Here is a 22,562-nt window from a genome sequence, read left to right on the forward strand (position 1 = left end):
AGGTTTATTAGTTATTATGATCGTTGTGAAATTCTTGCGATAAACATACTGAATTCAAATAAAATAATCAAAGGCAATGTCAATAATAAATTCAAAGTAATATCTGGTGGGGCAATAATACTCGCCACTACAAAACAACCAAAATAAATATACTTACGATAGTGTTTAAGTTCATTAACATCGATTAAGTCAAATTTAGCTAGCCCCATAAATAATGTTGGGAGTTGAAATAAAACACCAAAAATTAGCAACCATCGTATTAACTCATGCAAATAGGCTTTAAAACCAATAACAGGCTCAATACTTAAAACTTCAGATAATGTTAAAGAGAAATTTATAATTAATGGAAATCCTATAAAAAACGCAAATGCTACTCCAATTATAAATAACAGTGCACACCATAAGCTATATTTAATAATAAATCCCCGTTCATTAACATGGAGGCCAGGTGCAATAAAAGCCCATAATTGGTAAAACACAATAGGTATAATTAAACACAACGCTACAAAGAAGATAATCATAATGTAAATCTGAATCATTTCAGTAAATGAAAATGCATGTAGTGTTACATGTGCACGTTTAATATAGTGTATAAATGGTTTCATCCACCAATGTGATGATACATATACGATTATCGTTGCAACAATAAAAGCGATGAACACTTTGACGAGACGCGATCGTAGTTCAACAAAGTGTCCTAGAAGTGTATTTCTATTTAATGTGTTCTCGTTGTTGTTTTGATTCTTTACTGGGAGTATCATGACTTTCATCTGTATCTATATTTTCTGCTGCGGATTTAAATTCTTTCAAAGTACTACCAATTGCTCGGCCAAATTGTGGTAATTTTTTAGGTCCAAAAATAATTAATGCAATTATGCTAATAACGACTAAACTTGTCGGTCCTGTAATTCCTAATACAAACATATTGATAACCTCACTCATTATTGTTAATAATATCATCTATACTTTATACTTATTGATAAATATTATCAATAGAAATTTGCTCTGTTCACAAATAAAACGAATTTAATGCATAGTGGCATGTTAATAGGGAATAAGTTACAAAATAAAAAAATGGATAATGAGCGGTATTATAGGAGGTAAGAATGATGAGTGAATATATAACAATGATTGAAAATATGGATGTGAGTGACTTACGACAAATTTCTGAGACAACGTTTTATGACACGTTTGAAGGAGAATATTCAGATGATGATTTTAATCAATTTTTCAAAGAAAGCTATAATGAAAAAGTACTGTTAAATGAATTAAATAATCCTAATTCATTTCATTATTTTTACAAGGTGAATGATCAAATTGCAGGGTATTTAAAACTTAATGTCGGTAATGCTCAAACTGAACCTAAAGGTGAAGATTATTTGGAGATTCAAAGAATTTATTTCTACAAGACTTATCAAGGTGGGGGAAGAGGACAAAAGTTTATTCAATTGGCTCTTGATAAAGCGAAAGAACTAAATAAAAATAAAGTTTGGTTAGGTGTATGGGAACATAATCAACAGGCATTATCATTCTATAAGAAGCACGGCTTTGAAGTCACAGGACAACATGAATTTATTACAGGTGAAGTAGTCGATATAGATTTAATAATGGAAAGAGAAATTTAGCTATAGAACGAATAAAGTTTGGTGCTAATAAAATAGGGGAGTTGGGGTTCGGGGCCCCATCCCCTGGTAAGGTTGACTAGAATTAAAAAATTTTTACAAGTGCGTTTTTTAATTCAGTCAACTACTGCCAATATATATATATGTATGTAGCCTGAGGTATTGAATTGTGTCCCAGGCTATATATTAATTATTTATTATTGATAATATCTCGCATAAGTTGAGTTAGTCTTTTTAACGAGGTGTTATTACGGTTCACGAGTTGATGCTTTGAAATATCAGTTAATGTATGATGGATTAAGTTATTGTGTAATAAATCTTCATCTGTATACCAAACTTTAGATAAACTTTCCATAACATCATCATAAACACCACGCTCTTGCTGATATGATGAATGATTTGGTGTATAGAGACATACTTTTTTGCCAATAGTTAAAGCATCAAAGATAATTGAAGAATAATCGGTAATTACGACATCAGATATTAATAATAAATCTTGCGTTTCAATATGATTTGGCGCTTCAATTGCACCTTCTGGAAGTGTCATGTCATCCTCTATGTGACCTTTAAAAATGACGTGATATTCTTCTATTAATTCTGGTGAAATCGACATCAATTCAGTTGAATCTTTTGTCGCATGCCATGTTGGTGCATACAATAATATTGGCTTTGTTCGATCAACATTTAATGCATCTTTAATTTTCTTCTGATGATTTTTATCATTCTGATAATGTAGTAAATAGCTAATTCTTGGATAACCATAAGGTATCATTTGAGTATGTTGATTAGGAAAAGCTGTTTCAAATAACCCCTCAGCAGATTCGGAATCTGTTAAAAGATAATCTTGTTTAAGCCATTTATTATACTTCCGCGCTTTGTAATTATAAATATTTTTATTTTGATCTGGTTCTTTACTATCTAAGAATAATTTTTTAATTGGGGTTCCATGCCACAATTGGATAACTGTACCATTTGGTTTAAAATCATCAGGAATATAACTTTCAATGACTACAATTTTTGCTGTTTCAATAAGTTCTTTATTATTTTCAGCATCAGTAGGTAAAAAGTATGGTCCACGTCTATCGTTAGTAATGAAATAAGCTTCAGTGGTAGGATTTCTCTTCACAAAATAATTAAATAAATACTTAGAATTGCCTCTATAACCATAATCAAAACCTAAAAAGACAACATGGTTTTTTACTTTTGAAGAATCCTTATCGTATACATAGCTTAGATTACGATGTTTGTTTAATGCACGATTTTGCATTTTGTTATATAGCCATTTTGGTAATTTAAACTTAGTTGTAACAAGCCAACTATCCACAAATCGCATTTCTTCTTCTTTGCCAGGATATTTGAATTTACTGTAAGGTATAGAGTGACCATGAATGTATGCCAATTTGTTCAAATCAAAATGATTTATTTTTTTAATATCAAAAGTATCTAATGATGCCCAGAAAGCATGGCTAGTGCGACATTCATTGATGAAATCAAAAACGACGTGATTGTCTATATCAATTTCGTCTTTTAAAACAGAAATGACGGCTAAATCCATAATAGATTGAATATCATACTTAGATAAATGTAATAAAGCACGGTCAATATTGAAAATAATATTAGGATAGTGGTTAATATTTTTCATCCATGATAAAAATGTTAATGTATCCTCACCAAAATAACGACAGTCATTTAAATATAAACCATTTAAAGTATAATCTACTGCTATTGAATTATGTGTTAAGTTTATAGCTTCCAACATATCATGATTGATTTTAATATCATTTGAATAAGGAATGAAATGTGAAAAACCAGTTGATTTGGCTTTGTTTAATTGTAATGCAAGATGGCGCATGTTAGAAATATTTATTTGTTTAATCATCATACATTGTCCTTTAACTCTTAAATTTCTTAAATATATTTTACCATGTGACTAAAAAAATTCATATTTACAAAAATTACATCATTATATAATTGAAATGTTTGGAAATTTTCGTTGAAAAATAGTGGGATTTTATTTTGTTGAAAATTTAACAAAAATTTTATAAAAAGTACTATATAGTATTGTCATTTAAGTAGAAAGATGGTATATTTTTATTGTGAAAAAGTTCACAAGATTTAAATTTGTGAAATCTAGCATTATTAACTTGTCGACAAACTAATAAACAATATAACAATTAGAAGTACGCTCAAACTTCAATTGTCAATATCGCTAGAGTGATCATTAATACAAACTAAAGGAAAGAAGAGTCAGAATTATGTTAGTTCAAACATTTAATCCATTTGATAATTTGGTATTATCTAGTTTAATAGCCGCAGTACCTATTATTCTATTCTTATTATGCTTAACCGTTTTTAAAATGAAAGGTATCTATGCAGCTATCACAACGTTAGTTGTTACATTACTTATTGCTATCCCGTTCTTCAAATTACCACTTGGCATTGCAACAGGTGGTGTTGTAGAAGGATTCTATCAAGGTATTATTCCGATTGGTTATATTGTCATGATGGCAGTATTACTTTATAAAATCACTCAAGAATCTGGTCAATTTAATACGATTCAAGACAGTATTACAAGTATTTCACAAGACCAACGTATACAATTATTACTTATTGGTTTCTCATTTAATGCATTTTTAGAAGGTGCTGCTGGTTTTGGTGTACCGATTGCAATTTGTGCGTTATTACTTGCTCAATTAGGTTTTAGACCTTTACAAGCTGCAATGTTATGTTTAGTAGCAAATGCTGCTTCAGGTGCTTTTGGTGCTATAGGAATTCCAGTAGGTGTTGTAGATACACTACACTTACCAGGTGGCGTTCACGCAATGGGCGTATCTCAAACATCTACGTTAACATTAGCAATTATTAACTTCTTTATACCATTTTTACTTATCTTTATCATTGATGGTTTAAAAGGTGTAAAAGAAACATTACCTGCTATCTTAGTTGTATCTGTTACTTATACAGTATTACAAGGTTTACTAACAGTATTTAACGGACCTGAATTAGCTGATATTATCCCACCATTAGTAACTATGGGAGCGTTAGCTTTATTCTCTAGAAAATTCCAACCAAAACATATTTTCAGAGTACAGAAAGATGTGGAACCTGAACCGGCAAAACATCACAATGCAAAAGAAATTATCTATGCATGGAGTCCATTTGTTATATTAACAGTTGTAGTTATGATTTGGAGCGCACCATTCTTTAAAAACTTATTCTTACCAAATGGTAAATTATCTTCATTAGTGCTTAACTTTAATTTACCAGGTACTTTCAGTGAAGTCGCTCATAAACCAATTATGTTAAGTTTCAATTTCATTGGTCAAACTGGTACAGCGATTTTAATTACAATTATTATTACAGTATTAATGGCTAAGAAAGTAAGTTTCGGAGATGCAGGACGTTTATTCGGTGTAACTTTTAAAGAACTATGGTTACCAGTTTTAACAATTTGTTTCATCTTAGCAATCTCTAAAATCACTACATATGGTGGTTTAAGTGCAGCAATGGGTCAAGGTATTGCTAAAGCTGGAAACGTGTTCCCAGTGTTATCACCAATCTTAGGTTGGATTGGCGTATTTATGACAGGATCAGTTGTTAATAACAACTCATTATTTGCACCAATTCAAGCTTCAGTTGCACAACAAATTGGAACAAGTGGTTCATTACTAGTAGCTTCAAACACAGTTGGTGGTGTAGCAGCGAAATTAATTTCACCTCAATCAATAGCAATTGCGACTGCTGCTGTTAAAGAAGTAGGTAAAGAATCAGAATTACTTAAAATGACATTACGTTACAGTGTTGGATTACTAATCTTCATCTGTATTTGGACATTTATCTTATCTCTAATTCTGTAATTAATATACAATATTATTCTAAGATATAATTATTTCAAAAATAGCCCGTAAATGAATTGTAAAAATTCGTTTACGGGCTTTTTGAATATTCATAGCAGTCCCCACAAACAAACATAATTATAAGTAGAATTAAACGTTATTAATTGCGGTCATAAATTTTTCATAAACCGTATTAGGCGTATATTGTTTCAAAGTAACATGTCCTTCATTGATCATCTGACTAGCTTCATCGACGTGGTTCATAGCGATGTCTATATATTTTGCTAAAGAACCAGCATCACCATAATTGGCTAAATAGCCATTGGAATTATGATTAATAATGCTAGCAGGTCCAAGTGTATCTTTAAAGCTGATAACAATATTATCTTGAGCCATAGCTTCTAATAAAACCATACCAAAACCTTCATTTCTCGACGGTACCACAGTAATTTTACTGTTAGATAATTTGGTATTAAGTTGTTGAGTTGCAGGATAGATAGTAATTAAATCATTTAATTGATGCTGATCAATCAATTGTTGCAAATGTCCACGCTCTTGACCATCACCGTATATTTCTACTTTAAAATTCAATTGCTTAAGGTCATTTTGAATACGGCGAACACTTTCTATTAAAATATCAAACCCTTTTTCAAATTCTAATCTACCTGCACTAATAATGATATTTTCTTTCTTAGTAGCATGTTTTACTGGATTGATGATATTTGGAATTGTATAAACAGGTGTGTCGATTTGTTGCTCGTAATTCAGTTGATCTTGTTGAGTTAGCGTTGTGACTAAATCTATGTTGCGATAGGCAGTGAGTATATCTTGTTGATAATTTTCCGGATGAGCATGTAGGTTCATATGTTCCATTCCCACAGTTATGACATCGTTTGAATGATACTTTGAAATTAAAATATTAAAGCTCGCTCTAGTACCAACGAGTACATCTGTATCTACTTTTTTAATTGCTTTAATCATTTTATGTTCTACATATTTAGAAAATTGATTCAACCCCGGCTCAAACTGATTTATTTCTTTTGGTTTCAATAGTGAAGTATATTTATTTAAACGATTCATCATTATTGCTTTAGTGTTCTGAGGTTTTAAACGATAGTCTACTAATGTTTTAATTTTTATATTGTCATTTATTTTAAAATATGGCTCGTCTTGAGCTCGAAAAACAGAAATAATTTCTATGTGATGCCCTTTGTCGGCAAGTGTATTAGCTAATTCAGAAACTGCTTTAACTGTTCCACCTAATGCATAAATATTATGCATGAAAAATGTGAATGATTTCATAGTTACACCTCAAATAATTCATAATAAAAAATTATAGCATTTCTTAGAAGTGTCTAATAGTAATAGCAAATGCTAGCTAAGATATTATATGTCTATCCTTTATTCCTGATAAAAGATGAAAACTTTATGTAAACACTTTTTTCATAGAACGATTATGTATATAATTAAACTAGTTATTAAAAAAGTCGATTTACGTTCTGCGTAAAGTTAATATTAAAAATTTTAATAAATAAAGAAAGCGTTTTAATTTATTAAGCCAAGATAATTTCCTATCGACTAAAGATGTGAAAAAAGGGGGACTGTATTGTTATGAGTTCAGAACATAGCAAAACAGATGTCATCTTAATAGGTGGCGGTATAATGAGCGCAACACTCGGTACATTATTAAAAGAATTATCTCCAGACAAAGAAATTAAAATATTTGAAAAATTAGAACAATCTGGTGAAGAAAGTTCAAATGTTTGGAATAATGCTGGCACAGGGCATTCTGCACTTTGTGAATTGAATTACACTAAAGAAGGCAAAGAGGGCTCTGTTGATATTACAAAAGCAATTAAAATCAATGAACAATTCCAAGTATCTAAGCAATTTTGGGCACATTTAGTAAGAACTGGACAATTAGAAAATCCATCTAACTTCATTCAATCAGTGCCACATATGAGTTTCGTAAAAGGTATCTTCAATGTAAAATTCCTTAAAAACAGAGTAGCAGCTTTAAAAGAAAATATACTATTTGAAAAAATGGGTATTACTGAAGATCGTGAAAAAATTAAAGAATGGGTACCTTTAATGGTTGAAGGAAGAACATCACATGTTCCAATTGCATTATCTCGTGATGAAAGTGGGACAGATGTAAACTTTGGTGCATTAACAAAAAAACTCATCTCTAATTTAAAAGAAAGAAATGTAGAAGTCTCTTATAAACAAGAAGTTGAAAATATTGAGAAACTGGATAATGGTAACTGGAAAGTGACTGTTAAAGATCTTAATTCTGGACAAAGTCATACGTATGAATCTGAATTTGTATTTATTGGGGCCGGCGGTGCAAGTTTACCGTTACTTCAAAAAACAGGTATCAAGCAATCAAAACATATCGGTGGTTTCCCAGTAAGTGGTTTGTTCTTACGTTGTACTAATAAAGACGTTATCGAAAAACATCATGCTAAAGTTTACGGTAAGGCAAGTGTAGGTGCACCACCAATGTCGGTACCTCATTTAGATACACGATTTGTAAATGGTGAACGTGCTTTATTATTCGGCCCATTTGCAGGCTTTTCACCTAAATTCTTAAAAACAGGTTCAAATTTAGACTTAATACGTTCAGTTAAACCTAATAATTTATTAACAATGTTATCAGCAGGTGTTAAAGAAATAGATTTAACTAAATATCTCGTATCACAACTTATGTTAAAACATGAAGATCGTATGAATGATTTACGTGTATTTGTACCTAATGCAAAAGACGAAGATTGGGAAGTTATTGTTGCAGGTCAACGTGTACAAGTGATTAAGGATACTGAAGATAGTAAAGGTAACTTACAGTTTGGTACTGAGGTAATTACATCTGATGATGGTTCTCTTGCAGCATTATTAGGTGCTTCACCTGGTGCATCAACTGCAGTAGATATTATGTTAGATTTATTACAACGTTGTTATGGTAATGAATTTAAAAATTGGATTCCGAAAATTAAAGAAATGGTACCTTCTTTCGGACTTAAATTAACAGAGCATGAGGACGTCTATCGAGCTGTTAATAAAGAAATTCAAAAATATTTAAATGTAAAATAAGTATCATTTCAATATAAAATAACATTAAGCTCCTTAAAAAGTTTGCACTTTAAGTGTTTACTTTATAAGGAGCTTTTTCATTAGTAATTATTTTTTATTTAATTGGTTATTGATTTCAGAAACATATTTTCTACTTTTTAAAAACTCTATTATCCAAATAATGATGTAGATAATGATGAAATAGAATGTAAAAATAAATATATTTGAAACACTTATCGAAAACCATCCGGATAAAATACCAATTGGTAATAATCCGATATAACTCAACATAAAATGCATTAATGTGCTACGTGTGATACTCCAATCTGTGTGCGAAAAGAAAAAGTTTGCTAAGTAAAATAATGCACCAATTAAAAGCCACAAGCAAATGGCGATGAGCATTACAATTGGTTCAGACAAGTGTGAATAATATAACTTACCTAGTGTTGTAACTGGTGAAATTGGATAATATTCACCGCCAGCATTGATATAACTAAAAATGATAGAAAGTGTTAAACCTATTACTAAAGAAATACTAACAAATTGATATAATTTTCTCATAATGAAAGTCTCTCCTTTATGGATTTTAAATATCTTCTAGAGGAGTAGGTATAATCAATATGTTGCAAATAAATTCTAATCAAACCATTAGGTTCCAATTGCAATTTTTTAATCTTATTAATATTTACAATTTCAGATTTAGAAATTCGAATAAATGAAGTAGGAAGTTTTTCTTCAAGTTCATATAATCGTTCTTTCAATTTAAATTGTTCGCCGTCTCTAATTGCAATGACTTGATTTTTATGTGTACGAAAACTAATGATGGTTTGAATTTCTATAATATGGATCATGTCATCTTGTTTGCCATAGAGTTGTTTTAAACTATTCAAATCTTCAATATTTGTAATAACTTGCTGTACTTCATCATCAAATTCAGGTGCGTGAATCGCGATATACTTCTCATCTTCTTCGGGTGATATATGTAACCGTAGTTTCATTCGACTAATGCCTCCTCAACGTCATTTAACCACAAATGTATAGAAAATTTTTAGAACAATATTAAATGGTAGATATATTGAAGTAAGTGGTTAGCTTTGTAAAATAATATCTAACTAAATTGATTAGTTAGTTTCAGGCAATGTCACTGTAAACGTCGTTCCGTCACGGTCATTACTAGTTACTGATATTTGTCCACGATGTAAATGAATGATAGATTGAGTAATTGCTAATCCTAATCCATTGCTATTGTCCTCAGCATTACGCTTATAAAAACGATCGAATAGATGAGGTTGCACTGATTCTGGAATGGTATGCCCTTCATTAGTAACGGTAAAATAAATAGTTCCTTCGTTATTAAATAAATTCACATCAATCATGCTATTGGGATTAGAATACTTAATTGCATTTTGAATGAGATTAGAACATGCTTGATGTAATAAACGATTATTTCCTCGGAAATGAACCGTATCTATATCAGACATCAACATTAATTGTTTGTTATCTATCCCATATTGCTCGTGACGAATGATGTCAGTTATTAATTCTTTAAAGTGAACATCATCTTCAAATTTTAGATGAGTAGCGTTATCTAGTTCAGATAATAATAATAATTCTTTTGTTAAATTACTTAAATGCGTAACTTCTTCATGAATTTCATGAATAATCTGATCACGCTCTCCTTGATTTACATTGCTTTGTAGCGTACTAAGTAGACGATGAATGTGCGTTAATGGCGTCTTGATTTCATGTGAAACATTTTGAACAAAGTGTTGTCGCATATCATCTACTTGTTTTAAAGATTGTCGCATCGCTTCAAATCGATATTGTAACGTACCAATTTCGTCATGACGACTTTGATAGATTGGTGAATTAAAATCACCATGCATTAAACGTTCAGTTGCTTGCTTCAATATTTTTATAGGTTTAATAATTGAATATGTAGATGCAATAACGAGCGTGATAGATATACCTAATAAGCATATTAAAAGAACAGCTAGAAAAGTGCGAAACTCACTAAATGTTTCACCTATATCAGGACGCATAAATACGGCAAGCTTTTGATTATTTTGGTTAAAAGGGATACCCACAGTATTATCCGTTTCATTATCAAAAAAGCCAGTTATAAATAGTTCGAAAGGTTTATTTTTAATACCATGGTAGGCTTTACCTTTTAGTACTTGGTTAATTGCTGAATCTGAAATAGTGTCTTTTCGGAATGGTTCACCAAAAAATGTTTTATGATATGAGTGATCTACAATCATAATTTGATAGTTCATATCTCCTAAATGTTTAAAATATGATTGAGTGTCAGATTGATTTGAAGATGTATGGAATGCTCTTGCCTCTTTTAAAGTACGCATAATTTTTGCGTCATTATGTGCTTTTAAATTGAAATGATAGTACACGTTTGCGAAAAGAAAACTGACTAAAGCACTAAAAAGAATGACTGTAATCGTGTAAATTGCAATACGAGTATAAAGCGTCTTAAACATGTGTAATCACCCTGTATCCTTGTCCACGAACTGTTTGTATCTCAATTGTGGCTTTTAATTGATTTAAACGATGACGTAGTCGCTTAATGTGAACGTCTATAGTTCTTTCATCTCCCTCATAATCGAATCCCCAAATCCGCTCAATTAGTGTGTCTCTTGTGAAAATATGTTTTGGTTGACCGCACAATAAAAATAATAATTGAAACTCTTTTGTAGGCAAATTAACATTTTTAGAGTCGACAGATAATTCCATATACTCTTGAATTAGAGTAACATTTCCTAACTTTATAATGTCTTGAGAATTAATTTGGTAACGTCTTAACACAGCCTGTATTCTAAATAACAATTCTTTTACTTCAAAAGGCTTGGTAACGTAATCGTCTGTTCCACTTACAAATGCACGTTCTTTATCACTCAGAGCATCTCTTGCCGTCAACATTATGACAGGTAGATCATAATCATTTTTAAGCAATTGACATAATTCAAATCCATCCATGCCAGTCATCATAATATCAACAACTGCAATGTCGACTTTATTATTTGCAAGGTACGCGATTGCACTTTCACCACTTGCTTGAGTGACGGTTTGAATTTGGGCTGCTTCGAGATGTTGAGATACATAATGTAATATCTTATAGTCGTCATCTACTATTAAACACTTCACCATCAGTTTTACTCCTTTATTATTCATAAAATGATTATATGAATAACTATATCAAAAAACAATTCTTCTTAAAGTTCATATTCAGTTCATAATGTGTCATTAAACTATGTATTGAAATAGCAGTGGGAGGTACTGAATATGAATTTAGCATGGAAAGAAATAAAATTTTACAGATTTCGTTATACATTAATCATGTTAATTATATTTCTATTAGGAAGCATGGTGTTATTTATTAGTGGATTAGCTCAAGGCTTAGCACGAGAAAATATATCATATTTAAATAATATGCCAGCTGAACATTACATAGTCGAAGATAATAAGGAACCGAAGTTAGAAAGTTCTCAGTTGAACCAATCACAACAAAACAAAATAGAGAAGATCATTCATGAAAATGCAACTCAAATGGGGACGCAAACACTTAAAATAAACCAACAAGATCAAGATGTTATCACATTAAATACGCCTAAACATCTTACGCCAAAACTTGTAAGTGGTAATTATCCAAAAAAACAGAATGAAATAGCTATTAGTGAGAAACTGACTGGAAATGACTTGAAAGTTGGAGATACTGTAACTTTTAAAGGACATCATCATAACTATAAAATAAGCGGCATAATGAATGAATCGATGTACTCACATAGTTCAATGATATTAATGAATAAAGAAGCGTTTAAGTCATTGAATAAACAAGTATCAACATTTTATCCGGTTGACAAAATCAACAAAGATAACAAAGAATCACTTAAACAAATTAAAGGAATAAAGGTTGTAAATGAAAAGGCATTAACTGATAACATTGCTAGTTATCAAGCAGAACAAATGCCGCTTAATTTAATGATTATTAGTCTATTTGTGATTACAGCAATTGTTTTAAGTGCGTTCTTCTATGTGATGACGATTCAAAAAATACCTCAAATAGGCATTCTTAAAGCCATAGGTATTAAAACGAAACATTTATTAACTGCACTTTTACTACAAATTATTTTAACAACAATGGTAGGTGTTATTTTAGCATTTTCCGTCATACTTATATTAAATGCCTTTATGCCTGTAACTATGCCGTTTTATCTAAGTTATAGTCAGGTGTTATTAATGATAGTCGTATTTCTAATTGTAGGGTTAATCGGTGCATTATTATCCTTTATAAAAGTTCTAAAAGTAGATCCTATAGAAGCAATTGGAGGTATGGAATAATGGCATTGCAACTCAAACACATTACTAAGACATTTGGCAATGGAGATGCACAAACAGAAGTATTAAAGAATATTAATTTTAGTGTGAATCAAGGTGAATTCATCATACTAAGTGGCGCATCTGGATCAGGTAAATCTACACTTCTTAATATTTTAGGTGGATTACTAAGTCCGTCAAGTGGAGATGTTTTGTATAAAGGCGAGAATTTATTTTCAAAGGAAGTTGATAAAACAAGTCTAAGACTAAATGATATAGGTTTTATTTTTCAATCATCTCATTTAGTTCCTTATCTAACAGTTAGAGAACAATTAATGATTGTAGCTAAAGAAGCGGGTATAAAGCGTAAAGAGGCTAAAGATAAAGCACAAAGACTATTAAATGAGATAGGTCTGAGTCATCGTTTAGATGTTTATCCTCATTTGTTATCTGGAGGAGAGAAACAACGCGTCGCTATAATGAGAGCTTTTATGAATGAACCTAAAATCATATTAGCAGATGAGCCAACTGCCAGTTTAGATGCAGATAGAGCGACATCTGTTGTGCAAATGATTAAAGCACATGTTCAAACTAAAAATATGATTGGTATTATGATTACGCATGATAAAAGATTATTTGAATATGCAGATAGAGTGATTGAAATACAAGATGGTAAAATCGAGTTATGAAAAAATAAACTTAGAAAGTTTAAATAGTTGTGTCATTTAAATCACACAATAATTAAACTTCTCTCAGCTATAATCATTTTGCGGGAGTGGAACAAAACATACTGTTCCACTCCCGCCTTTTTTAAAATAGAATGAAAAGAGAAGCAAAAAATAAAACTGCAAAGTAAATGGTCAATAGTAATTTATATTGATACATTAGTGCTAAGAAATCTCTCACTAATGCGACATCAAAGAAATGATAAGGGGTGTGACTTCCTATACCATCAACTTTCATTCGATTCGTATGCGCAAATTTCATTCCTCGTAAGATATGAAATTGGCTCGTAACACAAAGTATGTTGGGGCTATTTGAGTATAAGTTGTGTATGACTTTTTTTGAATAATAGAAGTTTTCAAACGTATTTGTCGATTGAGATTCCATAATAATACTAGATTGGGGAACCCCATGTTGTATTAAATAACGCTGCATCGCTAATGCTTCAGATATGGGTTCATCTGGCCCTTGACCACCACTAACAATTATTTTACATTTGTCAGTTTGATGTTGATATACACTAAGTGCACGATTTAATCTTTCGGCTAACATTGGTGTAACTTTTTCTGTGAAAATTCCAGCTCCTAATACCATAATTAAGTCGTACTGCTTATGAGTTGAGATGCGACCTAAAGCTGATGACCAAGACATGTAAAGCAGTAATGCATAACAAGTACTTATAGCAATCATTGTTAGCCACAAGAAACCACCATTAACTATAGGAACAGGCATAGTACTAAGATATGCAAGAATCGATGTAAAAAGCACTCCTAATATGAGATATTTCGTCATTTTATTTAAAAAAGCTTGACCTTTTTGTAAGGAGAAAAGATGGTTGTGCTTTACTAGTAAACCAACCATAGTAATAATCATGATTATTATAAGTGTAGTAGGGAGTGTCATTGTTAATAGATTCAAAACAGTAATCAACATACATAATATAATAGTTGTAATAAACAATCTTAAATTCAGAAGCCATTTCACGTTGAATAATACACCTAGTACAGTCAATAACACAATAAGAGCTAAGATAATTGCGATCATAAGGAATACCTCTAATTTCTTTATATATATAAATGTAATCGAACAACTTACCAATTAGCAACTATTAATAACGTAATTAGGTTTTCAAGAGAATTGTTTATTGATATCATTTAACAGAGTATGTAAAACGCTATTGATTACTATTTAACAAGGAGTAAAGTAATGAGCATAATTTCAAGAAACCACATCGAATTTATGAAGCAATTCATAGATGATACTAATACTTTAACTGCAAAGTTATTAAAAGATCAGCAAAGCAAGTATGGTATTTCAATGGAGCAATCCAATGTTGTAAGATTGCTAAGCCATCATCAAGTATTATCAATTACTGAAATAACTGAAAAGCAAGGTGTTAATAAAGCAGCAGTAAGTCGACGTATCAAGAAACTAATCGATAGTGGCTTCGTAGCATTACAAAAGCCAAATAACAATATTGATCAACGACTAAAATATGTTGCTCTAACGGAAAAAGGTAGAAAATATACTGAAGAAAACAATAAAATTGTTAGCGATATGGTTAGTGATATGGTAGCTGATTTATCAAGTAAAGATATTGAGAAAGCTTTAAGTGTATTATATATAATAGATGAGAGAGTAAAAAAATTTAATTCAAAAGTTTAAATTAGTATGAAGGTCTAGAATGATTATTATATAATAGAAATCATATTCTTATTTGAAATTAAAATATCAATCGATAAATATATTCTAGTAGAGGGGAAGTTGGTGACTAAATGAGTACATGTCCGAAATGTGGACAGAAAATTGATAGCAACTTAAACAAATGTCCTAATTGTGGGAATAAATTAGACAATAAAGACAATCAAATAAACTCCCCTCAAATCAACACATCTAATATTAGGATAAGAAAGTTTATTCCTTGGGCTATCGTTGCGTTTATCATTGTTTTACTAATTATTGTGTTTGTATTGGTTAGAAATTACAATTCACCTGATGCACAAACAAAGATTTTGGTTAATGCAATTGATAATAATGATTCACAAAAAGTAGCGACGCTATTAAGCTCTAAAAATTCTCATATAGATTCTGATGAGGCAAGTGTATATATAGACTATATTAGAAGTGAAGTTGGTATGAAGAAATTTGCGCGCGATATTAAATCTACAGTAGAAACACTTAATAAAAGTGATTCTAAAGAGGCAATAAATTTAAAAACGCGTGCAGGTAATAACTACTTACGTGTAAGTAAAAATGGTACACGATTATTAATATTCGATAATATGAGTTACACTGCTCCGACAAAGAAGGCAATTGTGAAACCTAAATTGGATACGAAGTATGAATTTAAAGATGGTGGAAAAAAGAAAACAGTTATTGCTGATGCGAATAAGACGACTTCACTAGGTACTTATATCCCAGGTATATATTCTGTTGATGCTAAAAAAGAAACAGAATATGGAGAGTTTAGTGGTCAACTTAAATTTGACTTTAGATATGGAAAGAGTAACACAGTTGAAGTAAACGAAAACTTCAACGAAGCGTTATTAACAGTCAAATTAAAAGGAAAAAGTGATTTAGACAAAGACTCATTAAAAGTTGAAATAAATGATAAACAAATGAAATATAGCAGTTCTAGAGAATATGGACCTTATCCTCAAACGAAAGATGTTACAGTTTCTGCGCTAGGTAAGGCAAAAGGGAAAACATTCCATGCAGAGACAAAAACAATCAAAGCAAGAGATTTAGGTAATATTAATAGTGCTACATTAGAGTTTGATGATGAAGAGATTAGTGATTATATCGAGGAAAAAGAAGCGGAAGAAAATAGTTTGAAAACAAAGCTAAGTAATTTCTTTAGTAATTATTCTTTCACTTTGAATTCAGCTATTTCACGAAGTGATTTCAATTTAGTGAGTACATTTTTAAAAGATAAATCGAGTATCTATAAGTCTATAAAAAACAATTTAAACCAATCAGTTGCCTTTATTAATCCACAAGTTATAAGTGCTAGTCAAAAAGGCAACACGATTAATACTAAAGTGCAACATTTAAATAGCAATGGGCAGTATGAAACCACTAATTATGAATTAAGAGAAGATAGTGATACGGGTAATATTCAAATAGTTGATTCAAAATAAATGAATGAGTAGCGATCAAAATTGTATCTTTAACATTCATTCTAAATAAGTATTTGTAGACTGAACTGAGAAGGTGATTAAATGAAGCTTTTCTCAGTTCTAGTCATATATAAGAGAATGAGCGAAACACAAACTTAAAATTTCAGTAAGTGGTTTAAAAATTCGAAAGCTAGAGTAATATTGAAGCATGTTTTATTCCAACTTATTAAATTTTAATCAATACATAAAAATATGAAACCTAAAAAGGTGGGATAATATAATGGATATAGAGCAAAAACAAAAGAAAAATTCACCGTTATTTATTATTATATTGGGTGCTTTAACTGCTATAGGTGCTTTATCTATAGATATGTTTTTGCCAGGGCTACCAGAATTAAAAAATGATTTTAATACGACTACTGCAAATGCACAACTAACTTTATCTTTATTTATGATAGGTTTAGGGTTAGGTAATCTGTTTGTAGGTCCAATATCCGATAGTATTGGGCGAAAGAAACCACTAGTTATATCTATGATTATATTTGCTTTAGCAAGTTTAGGAATTGTCTTCGTTGAAAATATTTGGATTATGGTATTTCTTAGATTCGTGCAAGGCTTCACTGGAGGTGCTGGAGCAGTTATATCAAGAGCGATTGCTAGTGATAGGTATCGTGGAAATGAACTAACTAAATTTTTAGCACTGCTCATGCTAGTTAATGGTGTAGCACCTGTGATTGCGCCAGCTTTAGGGGGCTTAATTTTAAGTTTTGCTGTTTGGCGAATGGTTTTTGTCATTTTAACGCTATTTGGTGTGTTAATGGTGTTAGGTTCATTGTTTAAAGTTCCTGAATCTTTATCGGTAAAAAATCGTGATAGCAGTGGAGTGAATGTGATTTTTAGTAACTTTAAAAGTTTACTCACAACACCACGATTTGTTTTACCTATGCTCATTCAAGGCGTTACATTCATCATGTTATTTAGTTACATTTCTGCATCACCATTTTTAGTTCAAAAAATATATGGTGTTTCGCCATTACACTTTAGTTGGATGTTTGCAGGAGTGGGAATCACACTTATTATTGCGAGTCAGATTGCTGGAAAATTAGTAGACTATTTTCACCCACAAGTGCTACTACGTGCATTTACAATTATCCAAATCATTGGCGTTGTGATTGTGTCATTAACATTAATAAATCATTGGCATTTTGCGTTATTAGTTATAGGTTTTATCGTTTTAGTGGCACCTGTTACAGGCGTCGCGACATTAGGATTTTCAATTGCAATGGAAGAACGTACAACCGGAAGCGGGAGCGCATCAAGTTTATTGGGATTATTACAATCTTTATTAGGTGGCCTTGTGACACCACTTGTTAATCTAAAAGGTGAATATAACAGTATGCCTTATATCATTATTATTAGTCTCACAGCAATTTTACTTATCATTTTACAATTATTAAATATTAAAGTATTTAAGCATGACAAAGTATAAAAGAAATTAAATTAATTACTATGCTATGATGAAATAATTAAATACAGTATCAAATTGAAGAAGCCATTAATCGAGTTAACTCAATTAATGGCTTCTTCATTGATTAAATGCAACTATCTTTGAACTTTTAGTGTGTTAGCTAGTAATGCACTTGCTACTTCATCCGGGTTTTCTTGACACCCTAATCTTAACCAATTTAAAATGACACCTATTTGACCACTCATTGTATAAGTTATAAAAAAAGGCACGTTTTGAATGGTCGTATTATTTTCTCCTAAAATTCTCGTGTAATACTGTTTCGTAATATCAATATATTCCATAACTAATTCTTTATTTGGATGAGAAATAAAAATAGCATGGTAAAATGCTTTTTTTCTATATATATATTTCAGAATAATATGGAAGAATTTATATACTTTTTCAGGATTTTTTTTAATATTATCAAAATTAAAAGAGAATGCTTTAAGTAAGTGTTCGTATTTATTCAAATGATAATTTTGGATTTTTGATAGCAAGTCAAATTTATCTTGAAAGTGATCATAGAAAGTTGACCGATTGACATTACTATTTGCGCAAATCATCTTTATAGATATATTTTCGAAGGGATAAATTTCTAATAAATCAATTAAACTTTTTATAATTTTATATTTAGCATTTTGCTTCATCTTGTCACCTGATTTATCTCGTACTTCATTTAGCCGACAATTTACTAATAATTGTTGGTGTTAATTTTATTTATATGTCTTTATAATATTAAAAGTGATTTTGAAAAGCAAATAGGAGGAAATGTTCAATGAAGAAAATGGTGTTAATTAATATCATCACAATCGTTGTTCTAGTTGTAGTTGGTATTGTAGGTTTCTACTTATATCATAATGCTACAAGCTTTGTAACAACTGATAATGCCAAAGTTGATGGAGAACAAATTCAAATCTCTAGCCCAACTTCAGGTCAAGTTAAATCTCTTGATGTAAAACAAGGGGACAAAGTTAAAAAAGGTGACAAAGTAGCAGAAGTTAGTGGTCAAAGCCAAAGCGGTGAGTCACAAACAATGGATATCAAAATGCCACAAAACGGAACTATCGTTAAAACAAGTGGTATAGAAGGTTCAGTTGCACAAGCAGGTTCACCAATTGCTTATGCTTACAATTTAGATGATTTATATATTACAGCAAATATTGACGAAAAAGATGTTAGCAGTGTAGAAAAAGGCGACAAAGTTGACGTAACAATCGACGGTGAAGATTCTGACGTTGACGGTAAAGTTGAAGAAGTAGGCCAAGCAACTGCAGCTAGCTTCTCATTAATGCCATCATCTAACACTGACGGTAACTACACTAAAGTATCTCAAGTAGTACCAGTTAAAATTTCTTTAGATTCTGCACCATCTAAAAATGTTGTTCCTGGAATGAACGCTGAAGTAAAAATTCATAAAGACTAAGGAGGTCATAGAATGACAACGACCTTCATTGTTGGATATATTGTTTTAGCGGTCATTTTAGTTGGTTTAGTTAACGTTCTTGTGTTGAAATCACGTAAAAAACGTAAGAACCAAGCTAAGGGACAACACGTAAATGAAGAATCTAAAAGTCAAAGTAATCCATCTAAATTTAAAATCAGTGACTTAGACCGAGATAAAGTGTCGAATCACACGCAAGATTCTCAAAGAGACGATGATAAACAGCGTCACATGAACTCTGAAGATAGACACATTGAAAATGATAAACGAAAAAATCATTTCGAGAATGAACAAGATCAGCAAGATCATGCATCAGAGCAAATACATCCTGAGCAAAAGCAAGCATCACATTCCTTACATTATTCTGATGATGCTACTGAGGATGACAAACAAGATGATGATGTAAACAATCAACATCTACCTAAGGATTCAATTTATGAACCTATTAATCCTGATTCTCAAGAAGGACGTGTAAACGAACGTATTAAGAAACAAAAAGAAGATTTTGTTTTTGGAGAAGGGATTACAAGAAATAAAATTTTAGCAGCAATGCTATTTGGTATGTTTATAGCCATCTTAAACCAAACGTTATTAAACGTTGCATTGCCTAAGATTAATACAGAATTCAATATTTCTGCGTCAACTGGACAATGGTTGATGACAGGATTCATGTTAGTAAATGGTATTTTAATTCCAATAAGTGCATTCTTATTTAATAAATACTCTTATCGTAAGTTATTTATTATTGCACTTTTATTATTTACTATTGGTTCACTAGTCTGTGCACTTTCTAATAACTTCCCTATGATGATGGGTGGACGTGTACTACAAGCCATTGGTGCTGGTGTATTAATGCCATTAGGTTCTAACGTAATCGTTACAATTTTCCCACCAGAAAAACGTGGCGTTGCAATGGGAACGATGGGTATAGCAATGATATTGGCGCCAGCTATTGGACCAACTTTATCAGGTTACATCGTTCAAAATTATCATTGGAACGTTATGTTCTATGGTATGTTCTTCCTAGGAATTGCTGCAATGATATTTGGCTATTTCTGGTTCAGATTGTATCAAAGAACAACAAATCCAAGAGCCGACTATCAAGGTATCGTCTACAGTACGATTGGATTTGGTGCACTATTATACGGATTCAGTGAAGCCGGTAATAAAGGTTGGGGTTCAGCTGAAATCGTAACGATGTTCATAATTGGTGCGATATTCATTGCTGCATTCGTCATTCGTGAATTAACAATGAGAGCGCCAATGTTAAATCTTGAAGTGTTGAAATCATCAACATTTACACTAACAACTATTATTAACATGGTTGTTATGATGAGCTTATTCGGTGGTATGATTTTATTACCTATCTACTTACAAAATTTACGTGGTTTCTCAGCACTTGATTCAGGACTGTTATTACTTCCTGGTTCATTAGTGATGGGTATATTAGGACCAATCACTGGTAAGCTACTTGATACTATTGGTTTAAAACCTTTAGCATTGTTTGGTATAGCTGTAATGGCCTACGGAACATGGGAACTTACTAAATTAAATATGGATACACCATATCTTCATATAATGAGTATTTATGTGATTCGATCATTCGGTATGGCGTTTGTAATGATGCCACTTATGACAGCTGCCATTAACGCACTGCCACCAAGACTCATTTCTCATGGTAATGCATTCCTAAACACGATGAGACAATTAGCTGGTTCAATTGGTACTGCGATTCTTGTTACTGTTATGACAACGCAGACAACAAATCATGTTGGTGCGTTTACTGATGAATTAGATAAAACAAACCCTGTGATCCAAGACCACGTCCGTCAAATGGCGGCACAATATGGTGGTCAATCTGAAGCAGTACAAGCTATCTTAAAATACGTAAATCAGCTTGCATATATCGAAGGCATTAACGATGCATTCTGGATTGCCACTGGATTAGCAGTCTTAGCATTTATTTTAAGTTTATTCTTAAAAGGTAAAAAAGGTGCTGATGCAGAACATGAAAGAATGATGCATGCAGAAAGTAATAAATTTAAATAAAATGATGTTGGGGGACATTATTTTTAAAGTATCGGTACACTTCTTTAAGTGTGATCGATACTTTTTTTATTAGAAAAAAAGCCATTGTGACTAAATTATCGCGTCTACAATGGCAAAAAATATATTATTTGATTTTAGGATGGTTCGTTTTTCGATTTCTGAAAAAGAAACTAACAATTAATAAAGCTAGACTACATACTAATAAAATAAGTGCATTATGAATAGCATCCGCTTCACTAATAATTTGATTAGCAGAAACATTTAATGAGAAACTTTGTAGTTTATCAGCAATTCGTTGACCAATTACTTGTATTGCATATCCAAAATACAGCGACATGATTAATAATATTGAAATCACAATAAAATTTAAAATCTTTAATAAAGTTCGATTGAAGATAATAGTCAAAATAGTGATAACTAAACTTACAATTGTTAAAATGAAAAATGTGTTAAAAATAAATACGAGACGATTGGCCACATCTTCAAGATTAGCTAATTGGCTTAAATTAATATTAAGTGTACCTATTTGTGTAACCGTATTCTGAAAATCTTTAATCTGACCGTAACTAATGGGTTGATTAGCAAATGCTAAATTAAAGATAGGTTGTTTGTACATACTATAACCCGTAATAGCTACTAATATGAAAATTATGATTTGGATAATTAAACTCACCCAAGATCTTCTTTTTCGGTTGTTACGATTAGAACGAAGATAGTTGTGATTATCAATAGGAGGTCTATTATCATATTGTGTTGTTCTTCTTTCTGACACTTTTCTAACTCCTTTTCTATAATTCATTTGTTTTCTAAGATTGACTAATTTATACTGAATTTAATATGCAAATAACAATATTATATTAAATATTTAAT

21 protein-coding genes are annotated in these 22,562 nt (G+C 31.1%); 10 read left to right on the top strand and 11 right to left on the bottom strand.

What is annotated here, in order from left to right:
- Positions 1–14 precede the first annotated feature (14 nt).
- Entirely contained in the window at positions 15–761 is a 747-nt protein-coding gene (gene tatC / locus EQ029_RS02915) for a twin-arginine translocase subunit TatC (protein ID WP_041615095.1), read from the bottom strand.
- Positions 712–942 (bottom strand): twin-arginine translocase TatA/TatE family subunit, encoded by a 231-nt coding sequence (locus EQ029_RS02920; protein ID WP_370444502.1) that lies wholly within the window; start codon positions 940–942, stop codon positions 712–714. Before EQ029_RS02920 ends, tatC begins: the two co-directional genes overlap by 50 nt.
- Before the next feature lie 167 nt (positions 943–1,109).
- Between EQ029_RS02920 and EQ029_RS02925 the strand changes: the two genes are divergently transcribed.
- Complete coding sequence (locus EQ029_RS02925) at positions 1,110–1,625, top strand: GNAT family N-acetyltransferase (RefSeq protein WP_011275014.1); 516 nt, start codon at positions 1,110–1,112, stop codon at positions 1,623–1,625.
- A 187-nt stretch (positions 1,626–1,812) separates the two neighbouring features.
- On the opposite strand, the gene EQ029_RS02930 is transcribed toward EQ029_RS02925, so the two are convergent.
- On the bottom strand, positions 1,813–3,501 hold the full coding sequence (locus EQ029_RS02930; RefSeq protein ID WP_053023657.1) for a CDP-glycerol glycerophosphotransferase family protein: 1,689 nt from the start codon (positions 3,499–3,501) through the stop codon (positions 1,813–1,815).
- Between the two features lie 376 nt (positions 3,502–3,877).
- On the opposite strand from EQ029_RS02930, the gene EQ029_RS02935 reads away from it, so the two are divergent.
- Positions 3,878–5,479, top strand: a complete 1,602-nt coding sequence (locus tag EQ029_RS02935; protein WP_011275016.1) for an L-lactate permease — start codon at positions 3,878–3,880, stop codon at positions 5,477–5,479.
- 129 nt (positions 5,480–5,608) lie between these two features.
- Here EQ029_RS02935 and EQ029_RS02940 read toward each other — a convergent pair whose 3' ends face one another.
- Complete coding sequence (locus tag EQ029_RS02940) at positions 5,609–6,760, bottom strand: glycosyltransferase family 4 protein (protein ID WP_011275017.1); 1,152 nt, start codon at positions 6,758–6,760, stop codon at positions 5,609–5,611.
- A 309-nt stretch (positions 6,761–7,069) separates the two neighbouring features.
- Here EQ029_RS02940 and mqo point away from each other — a divergent pair, with 309 nt between their 5' ends.
- Entirely contained in the window at positions 7,070–8,548 is a 1,479-nt protein-coding gene (mqo, locus tag EQ029_RS02945; RefSeq protein WP_011275018.1) for a malate dehydrogenase (quinone), read from the top strand.
- An 87-nt stretch (positions 8,549–8,635) separates the two neighbouring features.
- Here the strand turns inward: mqo and EQ029_RS02950 are convergent, their stop codons facing one another.
- The 4 genes from EQ029_RS02950 to EQ029_RS02965 all read right to left on the bottom strand — a co-directional run bounded on the left by EQ029_RS02950 (position 8,636) and on the right by EQ029_RS02965 (position 11,686).
- Positions 8,636–9,088: a DUF3021 domain-containing protein gene (locus EQ029_RS02950; protein WP_011275019.1), complete on the bottom strand. Its 453-nt coding sequence runs from the start codon at positions 9,086–9,088 to the stop codon at positions 8,636–8,638.
- Positions 9,085–9,525 (bottom strand): LytTR family DNA-binding domain-containing protein, encoded by a 441-nt coding sequence (locus EQ029_RS02955; RefSeq protein ID WP_011275020.1) that lies wholly within the window; start codon positions 9,523–9,525, stop codon positions 9,085–9,087. The genes EQ029_RS02950 and EQ029_RS02955 overlap by 4 nt, the downstream gene beginning before the upstream one ends.
- Before the next feature lie 123 nt (positions 9,526–9,648).
- Positions 9,649–11,019, bottom strand: a complete 1,371-nt coding sequence (locus EQ029_RS02960) for a sensor histidine kinase (protein ID WP_011275021.1) — start codon at positions 11,017–11,019, stop codon at positions 9,649–9,651.
- On the bottom strand, positions 11,012–11,686 hold the full coding sequence (locus EQ029_RS02965) for a response regulator transcription factor (protein ID WP_011275022.1): 675 nt from the start codon (positions 11,684–11,686) through the stop codon (positions 11,012–11,014). Before EQ029_RS02965 ends, EQ029_RS02960 begins: the two co-directional genes overlap by 8 nt.
- A 135-nt stretch (positions 11,687–11,821) precedes the next feature.
- Between EQ029_RS02965 and EQ029_RS02970 the strand changes: the two genes are divergently transcribed.
- The gene (locus EQ029_RS02970) at positions 11,822–12,877 is read left to right on the top strand and encodes an ABC transporter permease (RefSeq protein WP_011275023.1); all 1,056 of its coding nucleotides are present in this window, start codon (positions 11,822–11,824) and stop codon (positions 12,875–12,877) included.
- Entirely contained in the window at positions 12,877–13,542 is a 666-nt protein-coding gene (locus EQ029_RS02975) for an ABC transporter ATP-binding protein (RefSeq protein ID WP_011275024.1), read from the top strand. The genes EQ029_RS02970 and EQ029_RS02975 overlap by 1 nt, the downstream gene beginning before the upstream one ends.
- Before the next feature lie 121 nt (positions 13,543–13,663).
- Here the strand turns inward: EQ029_RS02975 and EQ029_RS02980 are convergent, their stop codons facing one another.
- Positions 13,664–14,308, bottom strand: a complete 645-nt coding sequence (locus EQ029_RS02980) for a YdcF family protein (RefSeq protein ID WP_227529234.1) — start codon at positions 14,306–14,308, stop codon at positions 13,664–13,666.
- 474 nt (positions 14,309–14,782) lie between these two features.
- Here EQ029_RS02980 and tcaR point away from each other — a divergent pair, with 474 nt between their 5' ends.
- The 3 genes from tcaR (at position 14,783) to tcaB (ending at position 18,184) form a co-directional block, all read left to right on the top strand.
- Positions 14,783–15,241, top strand: coding sequence for a MarR family transcriptional regulator TcaR (gene tcaR, locus EQ029_RS02985; RefSeq protein ID WP_037558677.1), 459 nt, complete (start codon positions 14,783–14,785; stop codon positions 15,239–15,241).
- Positions 15,242–15,351: 110 nt separating this feature from the next.
- Positions 15,352–16,716 carry a membrane-associated protein TcaA gene (tcaA, locus tag EQ029_RS02990; protein ID WP_053020135.1) on the top strand — a complete coding sequence of 455 codons (1,365 nt, stop codon included), beginning with the start codon at positions 15,352–15,354 and terminating at the stop codon, positions 16,714–16,716.
- 259 nt (positions 16,717–16,975) lie between these two features.
- Positions 16,976–18,184 (top strand): putative multidrug effflux MFS transporter TcaB, encoded by a 1,209-nt coding sequence (gene tcaB, locus EQ029_RS02995; RefSeq protein ID WP_057504789.1) that lies wholly within the window; start codon positions 16,976–16,978, stop codon positions 18,182–18,184.
- A 113-nt stretch (positions 18,185–18,297) separates the two neighbouring features.
- On the opposite strand, the gene EQ029_RS03000 is transcribed toward tcaB, so the two are convergent.
- The gene (locus EQ029_RS03000; protein WP_037558672.1) at positions 18,298–18,849 is read right to left on the bottom strand and encodes a TetR/AcrR family transcriptional regulator; all 552 of its coding nucleotides are present in this window, start codon (positions 18,847–18,849) and stop codon (positions 18,298–18,300) included.
- Between the two features lie 128 nt (positions 18,850–18,977).
- On the opposite strand from EQ029_RS03000, the gene EQ029_RS03005 reads away from it, so the two are divergent.
- Both EQ029_RS03005 and EQ029_RS03010 read left to right on the top strand, forming a co-directional pair.
- Positions 18,978–19,625 carry an HlyD family secretion protein gene (locus EQ029_RS03005; protein WP_057504788.1) on the top strand — a complete coding sequence of 216 codons (648 nt, stop codon included), beginning with the start codon at positions 18,978–18,980 and terminating at the stop codon, positions 19,623–19,625.
- 12 nt (positions 19,626–19,637) lie between these two features.
- Positions 19,638–21,692 carry a DHA2 family efflux MFS transporter permease subunit gene (locus tag EQ029_RS03010; protein ID WP_053020177.1) on the top strand — a complete coding sequence of 685 codons (2,055 nt, stop codon included), beginning with the start codon at positions 19,638–19,640 and terminating at the stop codon, positions 21,690–21,692.
- Between the two features lie 124 nt (positions 21,693–21,816).
- On the opposite strand, the gene EQ029_RS03015 is transcribed toward EQ029_RS03010, so the two are convergent.
- Positions 21,817–22,464: a hypothetical protein gene (locus EQ029_RS03015; protein WP_053020176.1), complete on the bottom strand. Its 648-nt coding sequence runs from the start codon at positions 22,462–22,464 to the stop codon at positions 21,817–21,819.
- Positions 22,465–22,562 lie beyond the last annotated feature (98 nt).

Source organism: Staphylococcus haemolyticus (assembly GCF_006094395.1).
Lineage (GTDB): Bacteria > Bacillota > Bacilli > Staphylococcales > Staphylococcaceae > Staphylococcus > Staphylococcus haemolyticus.